We start from the raw sequence: 21429 nt of genomic DNA, 5'->3' as shown, positions 1-21429 counted from the left end.
GGCGGCGTGGCGGCGGCGTTCCGCAAGTCGGGTTCGACCACGGTCACGGATGCCGGTTTCACCTGGGAGTTCCATCTGCGCCGCGCCGCGCGCTGCACCTTGTCGATCTATGTCGCCGCCATCGACTCGTCCTCCGGCGGTGCGATCTATGAGCTCACCGCAGCCGGGACGACTACCCAGTTCGCGGTCAACCAGGCCATGGTCAGGGGGCAGTGGGTACAGCCCGCCGCGGCGGCGGGCGTGCGACTGCCCGATGGAGTTCTGCGGCTGCGGCTCACCGACGCGGGCGGGTTCGTCGGCGACCGCTTCCACGTCACGGCGTCCTCAGTGCGTGCGGACTGTTCCTGAGCCCGGGCTGCCTCGGGCGTTCGTGAACGAGGCAGCGGACAGGGGATGCGGCGATCACCGCGTCGTCAGTGCGTGCGGACTGTTCCTGAGCGCGGGCTGCCTCGGGCGTTCGTGAACGAGGCAGCAGACCGAGGACGTGGCGATCACCGCGCCCTCGGCACGTGCGGACTGCTCGTCAGCGAGCCGGCTCACGCCTTGGCGAAGGAGACAGTCAGGCCGAGGTCTGCGTCGACCACCGCTCCGGCGGACGCGCCCGCGTCCTCGGCTTCGGCGAATTCGACCGCGAGCACGTCCTGCGCGATGGCGTCGCCGTGCGTGCGCAGGGCCTCGGCCGTCTCCGGCTTGGTGGCCTGCCAGCGCAACACGATCCGGTCGGCGACGTCGAGGCCTGTCGACTTGCGTGCGTCCTGGATGAGCCGGACCGCGTCGCGCGCCAGGCCTGCCAGCCGCAGCTCCGGCGTGATCGCCAGGTCCAGCGCCACCGTCTCGCCGCCCGCGGTGGCCACGGCCCAGCCTTCGCGCGGGGTCTCGGTGACGATCACCTCGTCGGCGACCACCTCGACCTGCTCCCGCCCCTGTTCGCTCGCGCCCTCGTCGCCGGTCTCGTCCGTCATCGGCACGGTGACCGTCGCGGTGCCGCGCTCGCGCAGCTGTTGTGCGAGCTGCGCCGCGTCCGCCGCCGCGATCGCGTTCGCCACCAGCGGGGTGCGCTTCGCGAAGCGCCTGCCCAGGTTCCGGAAGTTGCCCTTCGCGTGGTACTCGAGCAGCTCGCCGCCCGCCTCCGAGAGCGCGCCCGTGCCCTCGACGTTCAGTTCGTCGGCCACGTGCCTGCGCAGCGCGTCGCCGAGCCCTGCCCACCCGGACGCGCCGACCAGCGCGCGGCCGAGCGGCTGACGGGTCTTCACCCCGGACTCCGCGCGCGTCGCCCGGCCCAGTTCGACCAGCCGCCGCACCAGCGCCACCTGCTCGCCCAGCCGCTCGTCGACCAGACCGTCATCGGCGACCGGCCAGGCTGCCAGGTGCACCGACTCGGGCGCGCCGGGGGTGACCGGCCGCACCATGTCCTGCCACACCCGCTCGGTCACGAACGGCACCATCGGCGCCATGAGCCGGGTCACCGTCTCCAGCACCGTGTGCAGCGTGGCGAGCGCCGCGGGGTCGGCGTCCCAGAAGCGGCGGCGCGAGCGGCGCACGTACCAGTTCGACAGGTCGTCGACATAGGCCGCGAGCAGCTTGCCCGCCTGCTGGGTGTCGTACGCCTCGAGCGCCGCGTCCACCTCGCGCACCAGCTTGTTCAGCTCGGACAGCGCCCACCGGTCCAGCACCTCGCGGTCCTGGACTGCCGGATCGGCCGCGGAGGGCGACCAGCCGCCGGTCCGCGCGTACAGCGCCTGGAACGCGACCGTGTTCCAGTAGGTCAGCAGGGTCTTGCGGACCACCTCCTGGATGGTGGTGTCCCCGACCCGCCGGGCCGACCAGGGCGAGCCGCCGGCCAGCATGAACCAGCGCACCGCGTCCGCCCCGTGCCGGTCCATCAGCGGGATCGGCTCGAGGATGTTGCCCAGGTGCTTGGACATCTTGCGGCCGTCCTCGGCCAGGATGTGCCCGAGGCAGAGCACGTTCTTGTACGAGGACTGGTCGAACACCAGGGTGCCGATCGCCATCAGGGTGTAGAACCAGCCGCGGGTCTGGTCGATCGCCTCGCAGATGTAGTCCGCCGGGTAGGCCTGGGCGAACTCCTCCGCGGAGCCGGGCGCGTGCGGGTAGCCGAGCTGGGCGAACGGCATCGACCCGGCGTCGTACCAGCAGTCGATGACCTCGGGCACGCGTTCGGCGTCGGCTCCGCAGGGGGCTCCGCCGTCGTCGGACTTGGCGGGGCAGGCGAAGGAGACCTCGTCGATGTACGGCCGGTGCGGGTCCAGGCCGCTCAGGTCCCGCCCGGCCAGCCCGCCGAGCTCCGCGAGCGAGCCGACCACGGTCAGGTGGCCCTCGGGGCAGCGCCAGATCGGCAGCGGGGTGCCCCAGTACCGGTTGCGCGACAGCGCCCAGTCGATGTTGTTGTCGAGCCAGTCGCCGTAGCGGCCGTGCTTGACGTTCTCCGGGAACCAGTTCGTGCGCTCGTTCTCCCGCAGCAGGGCGTCCTTGACCGCCGTGGTGCGGATATACCAGGACGGCTGCGCGTAGTACAGCAACGCGGTGTGGCAGCGCCAGCAGTGCGGGTATGAGTGCTCGTATTCCAGGTGACGGAACAGCAGGCCGCGCTCCTTGAGGTCGGCGGTCAGCCGCTCGTCGGCCTTCTTGAAGAACACGCCGCCGACCAGCGGGACCGACTCCTCGAAGGTGCCGTCCGGCCGGATCGGGTTGACCACGGGCAGGCCGTAGGCGCGGCAGACCTTCAGGTCGTCCTCGCCGAACGCGGGCGCCTGGTGGACCAGGCCGGTGCCGTCCTCGGTGGTGACGTAGTCGCCGAGCACGACGAAGTGTGCGTCGGGGATGTCCACGAGCTCGAACGGCCGCTGGTAGGTCCAGCGCTCCATCTCCCGCCCGGTGAAGGACTCGCCGGTCGTCTCCCAGTCCTCGCCGAGCGCCTTGCCCAGCAGCGGCTCCGCGACAACCACGCGCTCCCTCCCGTCGGTCGCGACGACGTACGTGACGTCCGGGTGCACGGCGACAGCCGTGTTGGACACGAGCGTCCAGGGCGTGGTCGTCCAGACCAGCAGAGACGTGTTGCCGCTCAACGGTCCCGAGGTCAGCGGGAAGCGCACGAACACCGACGGGTCGACGACCGTCTCATAGCCCTGCGCCAGCTCGTGGTCCGACAGGCCGGTGCCGCACCGCGGGCAGTACGGGGCGACCCGGTGGTCCTGGACCAGCAAACCCTTGTCGAAGATCTGCTTAAGCGACCACCACACGGACTCGATGTAGTCGGGGTTCAGCGTCCAGTAGGCCTGGGACAGGTCCACCCAGTAGCCCATCCGCTCGGTCATCTTCTCGAACGCGTCCACGTAGCGGCGCACCGAATCGCGGCACTTGGCGTTGAACTCGGCGACCCCGTAGGCCTCGATGTCCTGCTTGCCGGAGAAGCCCAGCTCCTTCTCGACCGCGAGTTCGACCGGCAGTCCGTGACAGTCCCAGCCGGCCCGCCGCTCGACCCGGTGGCCCTTCATGGTCTTGAACCGGGGGAAGACGTCCTTGAAGACGCGGGCCTCGACGTGGTGGGTGCCGGGCATGCCGTTCGCGGTGGGCGGCCCCTCGTAGAACGTCCAGCGGGGTCCGGCCGCGGTCGCATCGAGCGACTTGCGGAAGACGGACTCGTCCCGCCAGAAGTCGAGCACCTCGTGCTCCATGGCGACCAGGTCCACCTGGGCGGGTACCGGGCGATACATCCTGTTGGTCCCTCTCGCGAGCGGTCGTGTCGGCGTGCGTCGCGAAGGGACGAGGCGGCCGTCCTTGAAGACGGGCCCCGCGGTACCACCCTCCTTGATCCGGATCTGCCTCCCGGATCCTCTCGTCGTGCCGTCCGGCCGGGTCTACTGGGCGGTCGGCGGGCCGGGACGGCCTGCTGTCCGCTGTTCTTCCGGCGGCTCCGGGGTGATGCTTCACGTCGCGCACGCCGCCAGGCTCACACCGTCCCTGGCTCGCTCGCGGCTGCGTGCGGCGCTACTTTCCCCATCGTTGCCTTCGGACCGCGCATCCAGTGTACGGCGCGCGCGGGGGAGCGCCGCGAGGGGATTTCCGGACAGAATCGGGGGCGTGGCACAGAAGGCGGCGGGAGGCGCGTCGGACGGCGGCGTCTCCGGTCCTCAGGGAGCGGGCACGCTCCGGATCGCGATCCGGGTGAAGCCGGGCTCCTCGCGTACGAGCGTCGGCGGGACTTACCCGGGCGGCGCCTACGGCGGGGACGGCGCGCTGATCGTGGCGGTTACGGAGCGCGCGGTGGACGGCAAGGCGACCGAGGCCGCGCTGCGTGCCCTCGCCGAGGCGCTGGGCGTGCCGAGACGCGCGCTGACGCTGGTGGCGGGGGCGACGGGCCGGGACAAGCTCGTGGCCGTCAAGACACCCCCGAATGGCCTAATTGGGCGACTCGCGGCGCTGCGGGCGGGCTGAAAAGGGCGTTCACCTGCCCACTCGGACGGAGTAATGCCCGGAAGGAAAAAGATCTTTGCTGTTTCGTGATTAGCGTCGGGGGCCGCCGGGCACCAATCGCTCGCGTAACCCGTTGTGCGGAATGGGTGAACGGGCGTCGAACCGCTCCCGGAACCTGCATGACGCGTCCGCCCGCGCCGCCCCGGCAACCACCACCGATCCTCCCGGGACGGCCGTTTCCAATCCGAGAGCGAGGGATGCATCCGTGAGCACCACCGCGCGCAATTCCGCCTCCGCGCCCGCCGCGGCCCCGGCGGCGTCCGCCAAGAAGAGCGTGAAGAAGACGGCGGCCAAGCCCGCGCAGCGGCCGGCCTCGGGGCCGTCCAATAAGGTGCCCGCGTCGCGCGGCAGGTCCGCCGTGAAGGCCAAGACGGATGCTCCCACCGTGCCGGACGCGCTGGTCACCGAGCCGGTGACGGTGAATGGTCCGATGGCTGACGCGGCCCGTGCGGGGACCGCTCTGCCGGTGCGTCCCGGTGAGGACCCGTGGACCGCGCAGGAGGTGGCCGAGGTCGAGGCCGACCTGCGCGCCGAGGTGGAGCGGCTGCGCGCCGACGTGGCCTCCGCGGACACGGCCCTGGCCGATCTGCTGCGCGACGCCAGCGACGGCGCCGGGGACGACCAGGCGGACGCCGGGTCGAAGAACTTCGAGCGCGAGCACGAGATGTCGATCGCGAACAACGCGCGCGACATGCTGCTGCAGTCCGAGCGCGCCCTGGCCCGGATCGCGGCCGGGACCTACGGGGTCTGCGAGAGCTGCGGCGAGCCGATCGGAAAGGCGCGTCTCCAGGTCTTCCCGCGGGCGACCCTGTGCATGGGCTGCAAGCAGAAGCAGGAGCGCCGGTAATCCGTGCTGCAGGTCGCACGCCCGCGCCGGCATAGGCACAGCCGCCTGTGCACGGCGCCGGGCGTACGGGGAAACCGCGCAGCCGTGTGGACCGGGTAAGGTCACCGCGTGGAACGTATGGAGACCGCGAACGGGGAGTCCGCCCTCCCGGCGGCCGTGTCCGGCGACGAATCGGACGCTGAGCAGCCACAAGCCCCCGAGGCATCGTCGGTCGACGGCGTGCGCGCCGACGGCCGCAAGCGGCGGGTCGGCGTGCTGTTGGTGGTCGCCGCGGCGGTTTACGCCCTGGACGTGGTCAGCAAAGTGGTCGTGGCCGCCACGATGACCTACGGCTCGCCGATCCGCCTGCTCGGATCGGCGCTGCAACTGGACTACACGCGCAACGGCGGGGCGGCCTTCTCGCTGGGCGGGACCGGCTACACGGTCGTGTTCACGCTGATCGCGGTCGGCGTGGTGACGGTGATCCTGCGCCTGGCCCGCAAGCTGTTCAGCGTGCGGTGGGCGATCGCGCTCGGGCTGCTGCTCGGCGGGGCGCTGGGCAACCTGACCGACCGGATCGCCCGCGCCCCGGGGGTGTTCCGCGGCTGGGTGGTGGACTTCATCGAGATCCCGCACTGGCCGATCTTCAACCTCGCCGACTCGGCCATCTGCGTCGGCGGCGCGCTGATGGTGCTGCTGGCCTTCCGCGGCCTGCACCCCGACGGCACCGATGAGCGGGCGGCCCGGTGAGCGGCACCGGCCAGCGGTCGCTGCCGGTACCCGATGGGCTCGACGGCGAACGGGTCGACGCGGCGCTCTCCCGGATGTTCGGCCTGTCCCGGACCAAGGCCGCGGAGCTGGCCGCCGAGGGCCGGGTCGCGATCGACGGCGCGGCGGTCGGCAAGTCGGACCGGGTGCGCGGCGGCGCATGGCTGGAAGTCGAGCTGCCCGCCCCGCCGGTGCCGGTCGCGGACGTCGTCCCGGAACCGGTGCCCGGCATGAGGATCGTGCACGACGACGCGCACATCGTGGTGGTCGACAAACCGGTCGGCGTCGCCGCGCACCCGAGTCCGGGCTGGCTCGGGCCCACGGTCGTCGGCGGCCTGGCGGCGGCCGGCTACCGGATCTCCACCTCGGGCGCCGCCGAGCGCCAAGGCGTCGTCCACCGGCTCGACGTCGGCACCTCGGGCCTGATGGTGGTGGCGAAGTCGGAGCTGGCGTACTCGGTGCTGAAGCAGGCGTTCCGCGACCGCAGTGTGGACAAGAGGTACCACGCGCTGGTGCAGGGGCATCCGGACCCGATGTCGGGCACCGTGGACGCGCCGATCGACCGCCACCCCAAGTACGACTACAAATGGGCGGTGGTCGTGGGCGGCAAGGACAGCGTCACCCACTACGACACGATCGAGGCGTACCGGCACGCCACCCTGCTCGACATCAAGCTCGAGACCGGCCGCACCCACCAGATCCGCGTCCATATGAGCGCCCTGCGCCACCCGTGCGTCGGCGATCTGACCTACGGCGCCGACCCGAAGATGGCCCAGCGCCTCGGCCTCACCCGCCAGTGGCTGCACGCGGTGCGTCTCTCCTTCGAGCACCCCGCCTCCGGCGACTGGGTCGAGTTCACCTCCCCCTACCCGGACGACCTCCAGCACGCCCTCGACCTCGTCGAAGCGGATAGTTAGCCGAACTAACGGCCAGAGATGGTGCCGGTCACAGCGGGTCTTGTGATGAGGTGTGGCACCTTGTGTGGTGCGCGATGCGTGGCTGTCTCGCGGTGCAGTGTGCGGCGCTGTGCGCACAGTGCCGCTCAACGCGTTTGCGGGTCCTGCAGTCGGCACCTAGATATTCGCGTACATGAAATTTGGTCATTCTTGTGAATAATCTCCCTGGAAACCCTTGCGACGGCGCGACGGGAGATGTAACTGTTAACGCGGCGCTTCGGTACTAGACGCGGGCGGTAATGTCGCGCCCGGAGAAAGAGCGGACTGTGCGATTCGCGATCAAGACTTCGCCGCAACACACCACGTGGGAAGAGATCCTCCCGGTCTGGAAGGAGGCCGACCGGATCGACCTGTTCGAGTCCGGCTGGCTGTTCGACCACTTCTACCCGATCCGCGGCGACTCCGCCGGGCCCTGCCTCGAGGGCTGGATCGCGCTCGCCGCGCTGGCGCAGGCGACCCGACGGCTGCGGCTCGGCGTGCTGGTCACCGGGATCCACTACCGGCATCCGGCGGTGCTGGCCAACATGGTGGCCACGCTCGACATCATCTCCGGCGGACGACTCGAGCTGGGGATCGGCGCGGGCTGGAACGAGGAGGAGTCCGCCGCTTACGGCATGGAACTCGGCACCCCGCGCGAGCGCAGCGACCGCTTCGAAGAGGCCTGCCAGGTGCTCATCGGGCTGCTGTCCCAGGAGACCACGACCTTCTCAGGGCAGTACTACCAGCTCACCGACGCGCGGTGCGAGCCGAAGAGTATCCAGCGTCCGTATCCGCCGATCTGCATCGGCGGCGCCGGCGAGAAGCGCACGCTGCGGACGGTGGCGCGGTATGCGCAGCACTGGAACTTCGTCGGCGGCACGCGGGAGGAGTTCGCGCACAAGCGCGACGTGTTGTACGCGCACTGCGAGCAGGTCGGACGCGATCCGAAGGAGATCACCCTCTCCAGCCACATCCGCCTGCACTCCGACTCGGCCGACGAGTTGGCGCGCGGCGCCGAGCTGATCGCGGACCTCGATCAGGAGGGACTCGACCTCGCGATCGTCATCCTCCCGGCGCCGTACACCCCCGCGGTGCTCGCCCCTCTCGCAGAGGTGCTCGCTCCGCTCGCCTGAAAGCCTCACCTCGCCTACGCGGCGGCTGCCGACCGTGAGGACTCCCACGTCGTGACGGGTCCGCGCACGGTGACCGTCACTGCGGTGCCGACCGCCAGCGGCGTGCTCGCAGGGAGCCTGGCCAGCAGCGTGTCCGGAAGACACGGCGACGACTCCTCGGCCGGGTCCGCCTGCGGGCGCACCGTCAGCATCATGTCGTGCCCGTAGTACTCGCAGCGCTCGACACGTCCGGAGACGCAGCCGTCGTGGCGGTTGGTCTTGTCGCCGTCGCCGCAGACCTCGATGGCCAGCTGCTCGGGTCGGATCAGCGCGGTCGCGGCGCCGTCGCAGGAGGACCGGGCGCGCAGCGGAAGCAGACCGAGCGCGCCCGCGTCGCAGCCGTTCGGGGTGAGTGTGGCGCTGACCAGGTTGGCCTCGCCCAGGAAGCACGCCAGCTGCGGATCGGCCGGGGTGTCGTAGAGCTCTTGCGCCGTGCCGTGCTGGATCACCAGTCCGTCCCGCAGGACGGCGATGCGGTCGGCCATGGACAGCGCCTCGTCCTGATCGTGGGTGACCAGGATCGCGGTGCAGCCGGTGGCGCGCAGGATCGACAGCACCTCGGCGCGCACCGAAGCCCGCAGTGCGGCGTCGAGCGCCGAGAACGGCTCGTCCAGCAGGACCAGGTCCGGCTTCGGGGCCAGCGCCCGGGCCAGGGCGACGCGCTGCTGCTGGCCGCCGGACAGCTGGTGGGGGTACCGGTCGGCCATGCCGTCCAGGTCGGTCAGCGTGAGCAGTTCCTCGATCCGGCCGCTGCGGCGGTCGGATCGGCCGAGGCCGAAGCCGACGTTCGCGCGCACGGTCAGGTGCGGAAACAGGGCACCGTCCTGCGGCACGTAGCCGATCCGGCGTTTCTCCGGTGGCATGGCCGAGCGCGCGTCGTCGACGATCCGGCCGCCGAGTTCGATCATGCCGCGGTCGGCCCGCTCGAAGCCGGCGAGGAGGCGCAGCAGCGTGGTCTTGCCGCTTCCGGACGGCCCGAGCACCGCGGTGAGCGAGCCCGCGTGGATGCTCAGGTCGACGCCGCGCAGCACCGATGTGGCGCCGTACGACTTGTACAGAGAACTGACACGCACGACGGCGGATGGCTCGGGCGGCTGGATCGGCTCGTCGGCCCTGGGGGCGCCGGCGCTGGTGCGGATGCGCATGGCGGGGGCGGTCTCGGCGGCCGGTTCGGCGGTCATCGTCATGGGTGTCAGGCTCCTCGTTTCTTGTCGAACCACAGGCCCAGCAGGTAGCTCGGCACGACCGCGATCGCGACGATCGCGGCCGCGTAGGGCGCGGCGGCGGCGTAGGACTGGTCGTTCTGGAACGCCCAGAACTGGGTGGCCAGGGTCTTGACCCCGGTGGGCAGAAGCAGCAGCGTCGCGGTCAGCTCGGTGACCACGGAGAGGAACACCAGGCAGAAGCCGGCCGCGAGCCCGGGGGCCATCAGCGGCAGGGTCACCCGGGCCAGCGCCACGGTCGGCCGCTTGCCGAGCGACCGGGCGGTCTCCTCCAGGCGGGCCGGGGCGTGCGCGAGCGAGGCGCGCGCGGAGACCAGCGCGAGCGGGCAGAACAGGATCGAGTAGCCGGCGATCATCAGCATCGGGGTCTGGTACAGCGCGAAGGCGAACCGGACGCTGAAGAACACGAGGGCCATCGCGATCACCAGGCCGGGCAGCCCCTGCACGCTGAGCGCCGCCGACTCCAGCAGCCGCGACAGCGGTCCGGGATGCCGGTCGACGAGCAGCGCGACCGGCAGCGCCAGGGCGGTCGCGCCGGCCGCCGCCAGCAGCGCGTACAGCAGCGTGGTCATCGCGGCGGTCGGCACCGGGGCGACGGCCGGAAGGGTGGTCGGCTGGGTGCGGGTGAGCCAGTAGACCAGCGTGGAGATCGGCACGCCCAGGGAGAGTCCGGCCAGGGCCGCGCAGCCGAGCGTGACCGGAACGGCGCGGACGCCGAGGCGGTGGCGGATCGGCGGGCGGCGGGCCCCGCCCCCGGCGCGCACCACCCGGCCGCGGCGCGAGGTCGCGAAGTGCCGCGCCGCCAGCACGCCCAGACCGAGCAGCACCAGGACCAGCGCGAGCGCGCTGGCGGCCGAGGAGGAGAAGGCGACGGTGAACTCGGTGTAGATCGTGGTGGTGAAGGTCTGGAAGCGCAGGATCTCGAACGCCCCGTACTCGGCGAGCAGCGCCAGGCACACCACCAGGCAGCCGCCCACCAGGGCCGGCCGGATCTGTTGCAGCGTCACCTTGCGGAACACCGCCGCCGGCCCGAAGCCCAGCGACCGCGCGGCCTCCTCCAGGCCCGGATCGGACGCCCGCAGGGACGCCGCGACCGGCAGGTAGACCAAGGGGTTGAGGCTCATGGTCATCACCAGGATCGCGCCGCCCAGCCCGTGCAGGGAGGGCCACAGCGAGGACCAGGTGTAGCCGACGATGAAGTCCGGGATCGCCAAGGGCAGCACGATCAGCGCGGACCATAGGCGCCGCAACGGCAGGTCGGTCCGCTCGGTGGCGTACGCGGCGGCTGTGCCGATCACGGCGCACATCGCGGTGACGCAGACCGCGAGTTCGATCGTGTTCTCCAGCAGGCGCGCCGTCAGCGAGCGGAACAGCAGGCGGGCCAGCGAGTCCCAGCCCGCCTGCCCGGCCTGGACGCACAGGAAGGTCAGCGGGAGGAGGATCAGGCCCGCGGCGGCGGCCGACAGCCCGAGCAGCAGCGGCGGGCGGCGGGCGCGGCGTGCCGGCGCGGGCGGCGCGGCGGTTGCGGCGCTGATGGGGAGCGCGTCAGTCTGCGTGCTCATAGCAGCTGCGCCGCCTGGAGCAGGGAGATCGCGGTCGAGCCGTCACCCAGGGCCGAGATCGAGACGGTGCCCGGGTGCAGAGTGGACAGCGGCGGCTCGGCGCTGTTGGCCGCGATCCCGGGCAGCAGCGGGTACTCGAAGCTGTCGGAGGTGGCGATGATCTGCTGGGCCGGCGGCGAGGCCAGGAACTTCATGAAGGAGGCGGCCGCGTCCTTGTGCTTGCTGGAGGCGAGGGTCGCGATGCCCGAGACGCTCAGCACGTAGCCGGGGTCGCCGTTGGCGAAGTAGGCGATGTGCGAGTTCGCCTTCGTGAAGCCGCCGTCGCCGACCGCCTGGCGGTACCAGTAGTAGTTGTCGACGACGCCGATCTGCACCTGCCCGGTGTCCACGTCCTTGGTGACGGTCTCGTTGTCGGGCAGCAGGTGGGCCGCGGCGTTCGCCTTGAGGCCGTTGAGCCAGTTAGTCGCCGCCTGGACGCCGTACTTCGCGCCGATCGCGGTGATCATCGGCTGCAGGTCGGTCTCGCTGCCGGCGAAGGCGAGCTTGCCCTTCCACTGCGGATCGGCCAGCGACATCGCGGTGGTCGGGGCCTGCCCGGCCGGCACGCTGTTGGCGACCACGAGGCAGGTCACCCGGGCGGTGATGCCGACCCAGTCGTGCTGCGGGGAGCTGTACTGGGCGGGGATCGCATTCAGCGCCTCGGCGGGCGCGGGGGCGAGCAGTCCCTTTTCCTGGAGTACTTCGAGGGCGGGGGAGTTCTCGGCGAAGAACAGGTCCGCGGGGGACTTCGAGCCCTCCTGCTGCAGCTGCTGGGCCAGCGTGCCCTCGTCGTCCGACCGCACGGTCACCTTGACGGTGGGGTTGAGCTTCTCGAATTCCGCCACCAGCGCGGCGGTCGTCTGCGCGTGCTGACCGCTGTACATGACCAGGGTCGTGATGCCGGAGGTCTGCGCTGCGGTCGCGGAGCTGCCGCCTAGGGTGCTGCACCCGGCGGTGGCGGCCGCGAGTGCGGCTGCGGGCAGGGCGGCGGCGAGAAGGCGGATGCGGTGCATGGGCGGCTCCAGCTCGAAGGGATAAGGCGAACCTTACTTAGGTAAGGCTGGCCTAACTTGTTTGGTAAGCCTCACCTTACAGATCTCCAGCCCTCCTGCAACCGCTTCGGCGAAACTCGCGTCCCTTTTTTCGTCGAGCACGAATATCTCCGCGATGTGCGGGCAGCAGGCATCGCAAAGCTGATATCGGGGCCGTGAATTCCGGCCCGCACATCATTGCTGACCTGCGGACACGCCGGAAACAACGCGAGTTGCGCCCCGGGTGACCGATAAACGGTCAACCCGTGCTTGCGGTTGGACACGCCGCCGAACCCGAATTGGTTCAATCGACCGGCGGGATATCCTCGCGGCGTTCCCCAGCAGCCCTCGAGCATCGGCGGGGGCTACGCTCGGGATCATGGAAGTGCTCGTCCAGACACCCGCCGGCGAGGCCCGGATCACCCGGCTGCCGGCCCATGGCAGCCGCCGCGCCGTACTCGTTCTCGGCCACGGCGCGGGAGGCGGGATCGACGCGCCAGATCTCCAGGTGCTCGCCGCCGCACTGCCGCCGGGCGGCGTGGAGGTGGCCCTCGTCGAGCAGCCGTGGCGGGTGACGGGAAAGCGGATCGCTCCACAGCCGAAGGTCCTGGACGCCGGCTGGCTGCCGGTGGTCGAGCAGGTGCGCCGCGACGCCGAAGGTGCAAAGGGCGGTCTCGGCCAGGTCCCGATCATCGTCGGCGGACGCAGCGCGGGAGCCCGCGTCGCGTGCCGGACCGGCCAGGCCGTCGGAGCCGTCGGCGTACTCGCGCTCGCCTTTCCGCTGCACCCACCGGGCAAGCCGGACAAGTCGCGCGCCGACGAACTGCTCGGCACGGGTCTTCCCACCCTGATCGTCCAGGGCGCGACCGATCCGTTCGGTACCGGCGCGGAGTTCCCGGAGTTGCCGAAGACCCACCGGCTCGTCGCGCTGCCCGCGGGCAACCACGAGTTCGCCGTCCGCAAAGACCAGCCTTCGGTGCTCGACGCGATCGTCGACGCCGTCGCCGCATGGATCGATGATCTGGTCGGCCACCGCGCCTGAGCGTCGGTGGGAACGGGTAGCGTTGCCTGCGTTCGGAAATGCCGCCGAGCCCCAGTCCCCCGGCACGCATCGAAAGGCCGCGACGTGACCTCTGAGCAGTTCGTTCACCTGCACGTTCACACCGAGTACTCGATGCTCGACGGGGCGGCGCGGCTGAGGGACATGTTCAAGCGGGCGGCTGAGCTCGGGATGCCCGCGGTGGCGATGACCGACCACGGCAACATGCACGGCGCGTCCGACTTCTACAAGCAGGCCACGGCCGCCGGCATCAAACCGATCATCGGCATCGAGGCGTACGTCGCGCCTGAGGCGCGGCAGACCGCCAAGCCGATCCTCTGGGGCCAGCCGAGCCAGAAATCCGACGACGTCTCGGCCTCCGGCTCCTATACCCACATGACCATCTGGGCGGCCAACGCGCGCGGGCTCAAGAACCTGACCAAGCTCTCCTCGCGAGCGTACACCGAGGGCTTCTACCGCAAGTGGCCGCGGATGGACCGGGAACTGCTGGCCGAGCACCACGAGGGGCTGATGGCCACGACCGGATGCCCGTCCGGAGAGGTGCAGACCCGGCTGCGGCTCGGCCAGTACGAAAAGGCGCTCGAGGCCGCCGCCACATATCGGGACCTGTTCGGCAAGGACAACTACTACCTGGAGCTGATGTCGCACGGCCTGGACATCGAGACCCGGGTGCGCGAGGACCTGCTGCGGATCGGCCGCGAGCTGAACATCCCGCCGGTGGTCACCAACGACTCGCACTACACGGTGAAGGAGGAGGCCGTCTCGCACGACGTGCTGCTGTGCATCCAGACCGCCTCCAACATCGACGACCCGAACCGGTTCCGCTTCGGCGGCGACGGCTACTACCTCAAGTCCGCCGACGAGATGCGCGCCGTCGAGAGCGCCGACGTCTGGCTGGAGGGCTGCCGTAACACCCTGCTGATCGCCGAGAAGGTCGATCCGGCCGGGATGTTCGAGTTCAAGAACCTGATGCCGCAGCTGCCGCCGCCGGACGGCATGAACGAGGTCGAATGGTTCCGCAAGCTCTCCTACGACGGCCTGGACGCGCGCTTCCCCGGCGGCTACCCGGACGACGAGGTCTACCGGCAGCGGCTGGAGTACGAGCTCGGGATCATCATCCAGATGGGCTTCCCGTCCTACTTCATCGTGGTCGCCGACTTCATCAACTGGGCCAAGGACAACGGGATCCCGGTCGGCCCGGGCCGCGGCTCGGCGGCCGGCTCGCTGGTCGCCTACGCGCTCGGCATCACCGACCTCGATCCGATCCCGTACAACCTGCTGTTCGAGCGGTTCCTCAACCCCGACCGCGTCTCGATGCCCGACATCGACGTCGACTTCGACGACCGCCGGCGCGCCGACGTGATCCGCTACGTCACCGACAAGTACGGCTCGGACAAGGTCGCGCAGATCGCCACCTTCGGCACCATCAAGGCGAAGGCGGCCGTGAAGGACGCCTCGCGCGTCCTCGGCTACCCCTTCGCGATGGGCGACCGCATCACCAAGGCGATGCCCCCGGCGGTGATGGGCAAGGACATCCCGCTGTCCGGGATCTTCGACCCGGAGCACAAGCGTTACAACGAGGCGGGCGAGTTCCGCGCGCTGTACGACGGCGACGCGGACGTGCGCAAGGTCGTGGACACCGCGAAGGGCATCGAGGGCCTGATCCGGCAGCCCGGCGTGCACGCGGCCGGCGTCATCATCTCCTCGGAGCCGATCACCGAGTACGTGCCGGTGATGATGCGGCCCGCCGACGGGGTGATCATCACCCAGTTCGACTACCCCACGTGTGAGTCGCTGGGCCTGATCAAGATGGACTTCCTCGGCCTGCGCAACCTCACCATCCTCGACGACGCGGTGCGCAACATCGAGCAGAGCACCGGCACCAGGGTGGACCTGCTGAAGATCCCGCTGGAGGACCCGGCCACCTACGAGCTGATGGGCCGCGGCGACACGCTCGGGGTGTTCCAGCTCGACGGCGGCCCGCTGCGCTCGCTGCTGCGGCAGATGCGCCCGGACAACTTCGAGGACGTCTCCGCCGTCATCGCCCTGTACCGGCCCGGACCGATGGGCGCCAACTCGCACATCAACTACGCCGAGCGCAAGAACGGCCGCCAGCCGATCACCCCGATCCACCCGGAGTTGGCCGAACCGCTCGCCGAGGTCCTGGACGTCAGCTACGGCCTGATCATCTATCAGGAGCAGGTCATGGCCGCCGCGCAGGTGCTGGCCGGCTACTCGCTCGGCAAGGCCGACCTGCTGCGCCGCGCGATGGGCAAGAAGAAGAAAGAGGTCCTGGACAAGGAGTTCGTCCCGTTCTCCGAGGGCATGAAGGCCAACGGCTACTCGGCCGAGGCGGTCAAGACGATCTGGGACATCCTGGTCCCGTTCGCCGACTACGCCTTCAACAAGGCCCACTCGGCGGGATACGGCCTCGTCGCGTACTGGACCGCGTACCTCAAGGCGAACCACCCCGCGGAGTACATGGCCGCGCTGCTCAGCTCGGTCAAGGACGACAAGGACAAGTCGGCGGTCTACCTCGGCGAGTGCCGCCGGATGGGAATCAAGGTACTGCCGCCGGACGTGAACGAGTCGGACGCCGACTTCACCCCGCGCGGCCACGAGATCCGCTTCGGCCTGTCCGCGATCCGCAACGTCGGGGCGAACGTGGTCGAGTCGATCCGCGCGGCGCGCCGGGGGAAGGGGAGGTTCACCTCCTTCCAGGACTTCCTGGGCAAGGTGGACGCGGTGGTCTGCAACAAGCGGACCATCGAGTCGCTGATCAAGGCGGGCGCCTTCGACTCGCTCGGGCACACCCGGCGCGGGCTGCTGGAGCAGCACGAGCGCGCGGTCGACTCGGTGGTGGAGGTCAAGAAGCAGGAGGCGATCGGGCAGGACTCGCTGTTCGGCGCGCTGCTCGGCGAGGACGAGGCGCCCGCGGTGCCGGGCCTGGAGCTGGAGTTCTCGGCGACCGAGTGGGACAAGTCGATCCTGCTGGGCTACGAGCGGGAGATGCTCGGCCTGTACGTGTCCGACCATCCGCTCTCCGGCCTCGAGCACGTGCTGTCGGCCAAGGCGGACACGACGGTGGCGAACCTCAACGCCGAGGCGCAGATGTATCCGGACGGCGCGGTGGCGACCATCGGCGGGATCATCAGCGGCCTGCAACGGAAGATGACCAAGCAGGGCAACCAGTGGGCGATCGCGACCATCGAGGACCTCGAGGGCTCGATCGACGTGATGTTCTTCCCGAACAGCTACCAGCTCTACGCGACCAACCTGGCCGAGGATGCGGTGGTGCTGGTCAAGGGCAAGGTGGAGCGGCGCGAGGACGTGCCGCGGCTGATGGCTCTCGAGCTGACCGTCCCCGACCTGTCCGACGCCGAGGCGGGCCGCCCGCTGGTGCTGCACGTGCCCGACTCGAAGATCACCCCGCAGTCGGCGCCCCGGTTACGCGAGGTGCTGGCCAGCCACCCGGGGATGACGGAGGTCAGGGTCCGGATGCGTGGCCGGAACAGCACCACCACGCTCAAAGTGGGCGACCATCTGCGGGTCACCCCGTCCCCGGCGCTGATGGGCGACCTCAAGGCTCTGCTCGGCCCGTCCTGCCTGGGGTAGGAGGCGGCGGGAGGGAGCGGTGAGGGCACGGCCCTGACAGACGATCTCCCGACGGATGATCTCAGCGCCCTGCGGGCGCGGCGCTCAGGGGAGGATCTTCTCCCCGCGCGCGAGCATGCCGACGAACTTCTCGATGCGCGCGGCACGCGTCTGCGGCCTCTTCGCGTCCTGGATCCGGTAGAGCACCGCGAACCGGTTCTGGCTGTTCAAGGTCGCGAAGAACGCTGCCGCGGCGGGATTCGCGTCGAAGGCCGCCTGGAGGTCCGCGGGCACCTGCGCTTCCGCCACCCCCTCGTAGGCACGCTCCCAGCGGCCGTCCGCCTTTGCCGCTTCGACCTGAGCGAGCCCGGGCGGACGCATCCGGCCCTGCGCGATCAGCTCGGCCACCTTCTGGGTGTTCACCTTCGACCAGCTGCTGCGGGCGCGGCGCGGGCTGAACCGCTGGAGCCACCAGACCTCGTCGATCGCGCCCTTCTGCCCGTCGATCCAGCCGTAGCACAACGCCACGTCCAGGGCCTCGGCGTATGTCACCGTGGCGATGCCGGAGCCCCGCTTGGCAATCTTGAGCCAGAGGCCGTCAGGCGTGTCGGCGTGATGCGCGTCAAGCCACTTCTCCCAGTCCGCCGCGCCGGCGAACGGCAGGATCAACCGCTCCATGCATTCATCGAATCATGCCTCTCCGACATCGGGCGCGAAAACGGGAGCCGCCCGAGTGCGGACCCCCGCGCGACAAGAAAGCGTGCGCGTGAAAGGCTGTGCCGGATGAGCACCGACACCCCCTGGTCGACGCGCGCCGTCCCCGAGGACCCGGAACCCCGTCCGCGGAACCTCGCCGAGCTGATCAAAGCCCTGCTCGACGACATCCGGGCCTGCGTGATCACCGCCGCGCTCGGTGCGGCGCTGGCGTTCGCGGTCGGCGCGGTGTGGCGCTGGGTCTCGCCCCCGGTCCTGGGCGTCTACAGCCAGCACAATGCCTACTACGCCGCGCCCGAGGGCAAGACGTTCATCGCCCGGGACGGTTGGTTCGCGCTCTTCGCCTGCATCGCCGCGCTCCTGCTCGGCACGTTCGCGTTCCTGCGTTATCACAAGCGCGGCAGCACAGGCGCTGCTGTGGGCTTGGCCCTGGGCGGATACGGTGCGAGCTATCTGGCCTCGTGGTTCGGTGCGTACGTCGGCCCCGGTCACGGATCGGCGAGTCGCGTGGTCGCCCATCTGGCCGACGGATCCGTGTTCGACCTTCCGCTCACGGTGCGGGCGACCGGCGTCATCTGGCTCTGGCCCGCCGTCGCCGTCGGGCTGTTCTTCCTGCTGATGCTGCTTTTTGGACCGTCGGACCCGCCCCGTCCCGGCGAGCTCGCGAGCTGGGGTGCCGAGCAGCTGATCCCGGGGGAACCGCCGCCGCGCGTGACGCCGCCCTCGGATCCCGTGCGGCCGGATCCAATGCCGTCCGATCCACCGCAGTCAGATCCGTTGCGCTCGGAGTCGGTTCCGCCGGATGTCGAGCCGACCGAGTACGGACCTTCCGGTCCCGAGTCGTCGTCGGCGCCGGTCTGACTCCTGCCGGACCGGGGTCGCGCGGGCTCAGCCGGCCGCGCGCGTCGCGTTCCACTTCTCGAGCAGCCCGGCCATCTCGTCCTGCAGGAACAGGAGGAAGTCGCGCATCTCGGCGACCCTCGCCCGGGCCGGTGATCGCGGGCCGCCGAGTGCCTCGAGTACTGACTCGCTGGTCGCGATGAGCGATTTGTAAAGCCCCATCTCGGCGGACGCGGACACGTACCACGCGTTGTCGGCCAACCGGTAGAGGTCGCGCCGGGATCCGGGCACCGGCTCGCGCACCACCAGGCGCAGCTGGCCGAGGTACCGCACCGCGCCCGAGATCGCGGCCGCGCTGGCGTCGAGGCGCTCGCCGAGCTCGCCGGCGGTCAGTCCCGGCTCGTCGGCGGTCATCAGGGCGAACAGGACGCGGGCGGCCATCCGGGGGAAGCCCCATTCGGCGAACTGCATGGCGATCTGCTCCACGAACCGGCGCACCGCCTCCTCGTCGCGGACCGGTGAGTCCTCTGTCATGCCGATGATTCTCCCTCCTCCGCTCGCCCTACGGAATTCATACACTTCGCATCTTTCACGAGTTTGTGAAATCAGTGTAGCGTTCCCGGCATGGAGACGACCGCGGCGATCGAGATCGCCGGACTGTGCAAGTCGTTCGGGCGCACCCGCGCGCTCGACGGACTCGATCTGCGGGTGGGCGCTGGCGAGGTCCACGGCTTCCTCGGCCCAAACGGCGCCGGCAAGTCGACCACCATCCGCGTGCTGCTCGGCTTGCTGCGCGCCGACTCCGGCTCCGCGCGGATGCTCGGCGCGGACCCGTGGCACGACGCCGTCGTGCTGCACCGCCGCCTCGCCTACGTGCCCGGCGACGTGACGCTGTGGCCGAATCTGACCGGGGGAGAGGCCATCGACCTGCTCGGCGCGCTGCGCGGCGGGTTCGCGGCCAAGCGCCGGGACGCGCTGATCGAACGCTTCGAGCTGGACCCGAAGAAGAAGGGGCGCGCCTACTCCAAAGGCAACCGGCAGAAGGTCGCCCTCGTCGCCGCCTTCGCCGCCGACGCCGAGCTGCTGATTCTGGACGAGCCGACCTCCGGCCTCGACCCGCTCATGGAGGCCGCGTTCCGCGAGTGCGTCGCCGAGTCGGTCGACCGCGGCGCGACGGTCCTGCTGTCCAGCCACATCCTCAGCGAAGTCGAAGAGCTCTGCGACAGGGTCTCCATCATCCGCGCCGGGCGCACGGTCGACTCGGGCAGTCTCAGCGAGCTGCGTCACCTGGCCCGCACCGCCGTCGCGGCCGAGCTTTCCCGGCCGCCCGTCGGCCTCGACACGCTCCCCGGCGTGCACGCCCTCGAACTCGACGGCACCACGCTGCGCTGCCAGGTGGACCAGGAGGCGCTCGAATCCGTCCTGCGCGTCCTCACCGACGCGGGGGTGCGCTCGCTCACCACGCGCCCGCCGACCCTCGAGGAGCTCTTCCTGCGCTACTACGCCGGCACGGAGGACGAGCCGCAGACGGTGGCGGCGCGATGAGCGCCCAGACATTGAGCACCCAGGCACTGAGAGTGCAGTCCCTGGCAGGCACCAGGATCATGATCCAGTTGGCCGCGAAGCGCGACCGGATCATGATCCCGGTCTGGGTCTACGCGCTGATCGCCACCTCCGCGTCCACGGCGTACAGCTTCAAGGGTCTTTACTCGACCGAGTCCTCGCGCGAGGCGTTCGCCGCCTCGATCAACGCCACCCCCTCGGCGGTGGCGATCTACGGACCGGTGCAGAGCACGTCCCTCGGCGGCCTGACCGCCTGGCGCATCGCCGCTCTCGCGGCCACCCTCGCCGCCGTCATGTCCATCCTGCTCGTGGTCCGGCACACGCGGGCCGAGGAGCAGACGGGACGCCAGGAACTGGTCGGCGCGGCCGCCGTGGGCCGCCAGGCGCCGCTCGCATCGGCGCTCTCGGTCGCGCTGCTCGCCGACGTGATCGCCGCGGTGGGGACGGCCGTCGTGCTGCCGTTCCTGGGCGAGGGCGCCGCGGGTGCGGCCCTGCTCGGCCTGTCGATCGGCGCTTGCGGCCTGCTGTTCGGGGCGCTCGCCGCGGTCACCGCGCAGATCGCCGAGACCTCGCGGGCGGCCAACGGCATCGCGTTCGCCATCCTCGGCGCGATGTTCCTCGCCCGCGCCGCCGGTGACGCCAGCGGCTGGTCCTGGCTGCTCTGGTGCTCGCCGGTCGGTTGGGTCGAGCAGGCCGACGCATACGCACAGGACCGGTGGTGGACTCTCGCGCTCCCGATCGCCGGAGCGCTCGTGCTCACCGCCGTCGCGGTCCGACTGAGCGCCCACCGCGATCTGGGGTCCGGGATGCTGGCCGCCCGCGACGGTGCCGCGCGCGCCGGACGCGACCTGCGCGGTGTCAACGGCCTGGCCTACCGCCTGCACCGCGCCCCGCTGCTCGGCTGGGCCGTCGCCTATGCCCTCGCCGGCGGCGTCATCGGTTCGGTCTCCAAGGACATCGGGGGTCTGCTGAGCTCCAGCGCCAGCGTGGAGAAGTACCTTCGAGAGCTGGGCGGTCAGCAGGGACTGGTCGACGCCTACCTGGCGGGCGTGCTGCAAATCATGGCCCTGATCGCGGCCGTGTACATCGTGCAGGCGACGCTGCGCCTGCGCGGGGAAGAGACGAGCGGGCGCGTCGAACCGCTGCTCGCGGCCGCCGTGAGCCGGGTGCGCTTCGCGGCGAGCCATTTCGGCGCGGCCCTGCTCGGCGGCGGGGTCCTTCTGCTCGTGATGGGCGCAAGCACCGGCCTGGCCTATGGCATCCGCTTGCACGACGTCTCGGGGCAGGTACCCACGATGATCGGTGCGTCCCTCGCGCAGTGGCCAGCGGTCGCCGTGGTCGGCGGACTGACTGCGCTCCTGGCTGCGGCCTTGCCGCGTTATACCGCCGTCGCGTGGGGTCTTGTCGCGGTGTTCATCTTGATGGCGGAACTCGCTCCGGTACTCAAGCTGAGCCAGGCCGTCATCGACATCTCGCCGTTCACGCACGTGCCCAAGCTGCCCGGCGGTGCCTTCGGCTGGACCCCGATCGTCGCCTTGGCCGTGATCGCCGTCGCGCTGCTCACCGCCGCGCTCGTCGGTTTCCGGCGACGCGACCTGACGATCTGAC

At 70.5% G+C, this 21429-nt stretch carries 17 protein-coding genes; 11 read left to right on the top strand and 6 right to left on the bottom strand.

The genetic code is table 11. The annotated features are described in order from the left end of the window. Positions 1-348, top strand: a 348-nt coding sequence (locus VGZ32_RS27670) for a hypothetical protein (protein WP_326889170.1), incomplete at its 5' end; no start/stop codon positions are given. 188 nt (positions 349-536) lie between these two features. On the opposite strand, the gene ileS is transcribed toward VGZ32_RS27670, so the two are convergent. After that, positions 537-3734, bottom strand: coding sequence for an isoleucine--tRNA ligase (ileS, locus tag VGZ32_RS27665; RefSeq protein WP_326889169.1), 3198 nt, complete (start codon positions 3732-3734; stop codon positions 537-539). Between the two features lie 439 nt (positions 3735-4173). Here ileS and VGZ32_RS27660 point away from each other — a divergent pair, with 439 nt between their 5' ends. From VGZ32_RS27660 to VGZ32_RS27640, 5 genes are all read left to right on the top strand, one after another. Further along, positions 4174-4455, top strand: coding sequence for a DUF167 domain-containing protein (locus VGZ32_RS27660; protein WP_414642613.1), 282 nt, complete (start codon positions 4174-4176; stop codon positions 4453-4455). A gap of 244 nt (positions 4456-4699) precedes the next feature. Then, a complete protein-coding gene (locus VGZ32_RS27655; RefSeq protein WP_326889167.1) occupies positions 4700-5341 on the top strand; it encodes a TraR/DksA family transcriptional regulator in 642 nt (213 codons plus the stop codon). Between the two features lie 117 nt (positions 5342-5458). Continuing rightward, a complete protein-coding gene (gene lspA / locus VGZ32_RS27650; RefSeq protein WP_349263775.1) occupies positions 5459-6070 on the top strand; it encodes a signal peptidase II in 612 nt (203 codons plus the stop codon). Further along, positions 6067-7005: an RluA family pseudouridine synthase gene (locus VGZ32_RS27645; RefSeq protein WP_326889165.1), complete on the top strand. Its 939-nt coding sequence runs from the start codon at positions 6067-6069 to the stop codon at positions 7003-7005. Before lspA ends, VGZ32_RS27645 begins: the two co-directional genes overlap by 4 nt. A gap of 305 nt (positions 7006-7310) precedes the next feature. Next, the gene (locus VGZ32_RS27640) at positions 7311-8156 is read left to right on the top strand and encodes an LLM class F420-dependent oxidoreductase (protein ID WP_326889164.1); all 846 of its coding nucleotides are present in this window, start codon (positions 7311-7313) and stop codon (positions 8154-8156) included. A gap of 14 nt (positions 8157-8170) precedes the next feature. On the opposite strand, the gene VGZ32_RS27635 is transcribed toward VGZ32_RS27640, so the two are convergent. The 3 genes from VGZ32_RS27635 to VGZ32_RS27625 are packed head-to-tail and all read right to left on the bottom strand — an operon-like array spanning position 8171 to position 12032. Continuing rightward, the gene (locus VGZ32_RS27635; RefSeq protein WP_326889163.1) at positions 8171-9382 is read right to left on the bottom strand and encodes an ABC transporter ATP-binding protein; all 1212 of its coding nucleotides are present in this window, start codon (positions 9380-9382) and stop codon (positions 8171-8173) included. Between the two features lie 5 nt (positions 9383-9387). Then, positions 9388-10980 (bottom strand): iron ABC transporter permease, encoded by a 1593-nt coding sequence (locus VGZ32_RS27630; protein WP_326889162.1) that lies wholly within the window; start codon positions 10978-10980, stop codon positions 9388-9390. Next, positions 10977-12032, bottom strand: a complete 1056-nt coding sequence (locus VGZ32_RS27625) for an extracellular solute-binding protein (protein ID WP_326889161.1) — start codon at positions 12030-12032, stop codon at positions 10977-10979. The genes VGZ32_RS27630 and VGZ32_RS27625 overlap by 4 nt, the downstream gene beginning before the upstream one ends. Before the next feature lie 397 nt (positions 12033-12429). Between VGZ32_RS27625 and VGZ32_RS27620 the strand changes: the two genes are divergently transcribed. Then, positions 12430-13092: an alpha/beta family hydrolase gene (locus VGZ32_RS27620; RefSeq protein WP_326889160.1), complete on the top strand. Its 663-nt coding sequence runs from the start codon at positions 12430-12432 to the stop codon at positions 13090-13092. Between the two features lie 84 nt (positions 13093-13176). Further along, positions 13177-16725, top strand: a complete 3549-nt coding sequence (gene dnaE, locus VGZ32_RS27615; RefSeq protein ID WP_326889159.1) for a DNA polymerase III subunit alpha — start codon at positions 13177-13179, stop codon at positions 16723-16725. An 84-nt stretch (positions 16726-16809) separates the two neighbouring features. Here the strand turns inward: dnaE and VGZ32_RS27610 are convergent, their stop codons facing one another. Next, complete coding sequence (locus VGZ32_RS27610) at positions 16810-17382, bottom strand: YdeI/OmpD-associated family protein (RefSeq protein WP_326889158.1); 573 nt, start codon at positions 17380-17382, stop codon at positions 16810-16812. A 105-nt stretch (positions 17383-17487) separates the two neighbouring features. On the opposite strand from VGZ32_RS27610, the gene VGZ32_RS27605 reads away from it, so the two are divergent. After that, positions 17488-18279 carry a hypothetical protein gene (locus VGZ32_RS27605; RefSeq protein WP_326889157.1) on the top strand — a complete coding sequence of 264 codons (792 nt, stop codon included), beginning with the start codon at positions 17488-17490 and terminating at the stop codon, positions 18277-18279. A 27-nt stretch (positions 18280-18306) separates the two neighbouring features. Here VGZ32_RS27605 and VGZ32_RS27600 read toward each other — a convergent pair whose 3' ends face one another. Beyond that, the gene (locus VGZ32_RS27600; RefSeq protein ID WP_326889156.1) at positions 18307-18792 is read right to left on the bottom strand and encodes a GbsR/MarR family transcriptional regulator; all 486 of its coding nucleotides are present in this window, start codon (positions 18790-18792) and stop codon (positions 18307-18309) included. A 90-nt stretch (positions 18793-18882) separates the two neighbouring features. On the opposite strand from VGZ32_RS27600, the gene VGZ32_RS27595 reads away from it, so the two are divergent. Both VGZ32_RS27595 and VGZ32_RS27590 read left to right on the top strand, forming a co-directional pair. Continuing rightward, positions 18883-19803, top strand: coding sequence for an ABC transporter ATP-binding protein (locus tag VGZ32_RS27595; protein ID WP_326889155.1), 921 nt, complete (start codon positions 18883-18885; stop codon positions 19801-19803). Beyond that, positions 19800-21428 (top strand): ABC transporter permease, encoded by a 1629-nt coding sequence (locus VGZ32_RS27590; protein WP_326889154.1) that lies wholly within the window; start codon positions 19800-19802, stop codon positions 21426-21428. The genes VGZ32_RS27595 and VGZ32_RS27590 overlap by 4 nt, the downstream gene beginning before the upstream one ends. Position 21429 lies beyond the last annotated feature (1 nt).

The sequence above is a fragment of the Actinocrinis sp. genome (genome assembly GCF_035938995.1).
GTDB lineage: Bacteria > Actinomycetota > Actinomycetes > Streptomycetales > Catenulisporaceae > DASZGI01.
Note: the sequence above shows the minus strand (reverse complement) of the source record. Positions and strands in the feature narration are given on the sequence as shown.

Coding starts and splice junctions, on each gene's coding strand:
- VGZ32_RS27620 (WP_326889160.1), top strand. CDS start 12,430: ATGGAAGTGCTCGTCCAGACACCCGCCGGCGAGGCCCGGATCACCCGG.
- VGZ32_RS27610 (WP_326889158.1), bottom strand. CDS start 17,382: ATGGAGCGGTTGATCCTGCCGTTCGCCGGCGCGGCGGACTGGGAGAAG.
- VGZ32_RS27630 (WP_326889162.1), bottom strand. CDS start 10,980: ATGAGCACGCAGACTGACGCGCTCCCCATCAGCGCCGCAACCGCCGCG.
- VGZ32_RS27635 (WP_326889163.1), bottom strand. CDS start 9,382: ATGACGATGACCGCCGAACCGGCCGCCGAGACCGCCCCCGCCATGCGC.
- VGZ32_RS27595 (WP_326889155.1), top strand. CDS start 18,883: ATGGAGACGACCGCGGCGATCGAGATCGCCGGACTGTGCAAGTCGTTC.
- ileS (WP_326889169.1), bottom strand. CDS start 3,734: ATGTATCGCCCGGTACCCGCCCAGGTGGACCTGGTCGCCATGGAGCAC.
- VGZ32_RS27600 (WP_326889156.1), bottom strand. CDS start 18,792: ATGACAGAGGACTCACCGGTCCGCGACGAGGAGGCGGTGCGCCGGTTC.
- lspA (WP_349263775.1), top strand. CDS start 5,459: ATGGAGACCGCGAACGGGGAGTCCGCCCTCCCGGCGGCCGTGTCCGGC.
- VGZ32_RS27625 (WP_326889161.1), bottom strand. CDS start 12,032: ATGCACCGCATCCGCCTTCTCGCCGCCGCCCTGCCCGCAGCCGCACTC.
- VGZ32_RS27590 (WP_326889154.1), top strand. CDS start 19,800: ATGAGCGCCCAGACATTGAGCACCCAGGCACTGAGAGTGCAGTCCCTG.
- VGZ32_RS27605 (WP_326889157.1), top strand. CDS start 17,488: ATGAGCACCGACACCCCCTGGTCGACGCGCGCCGTCCCCGAGGACCCG.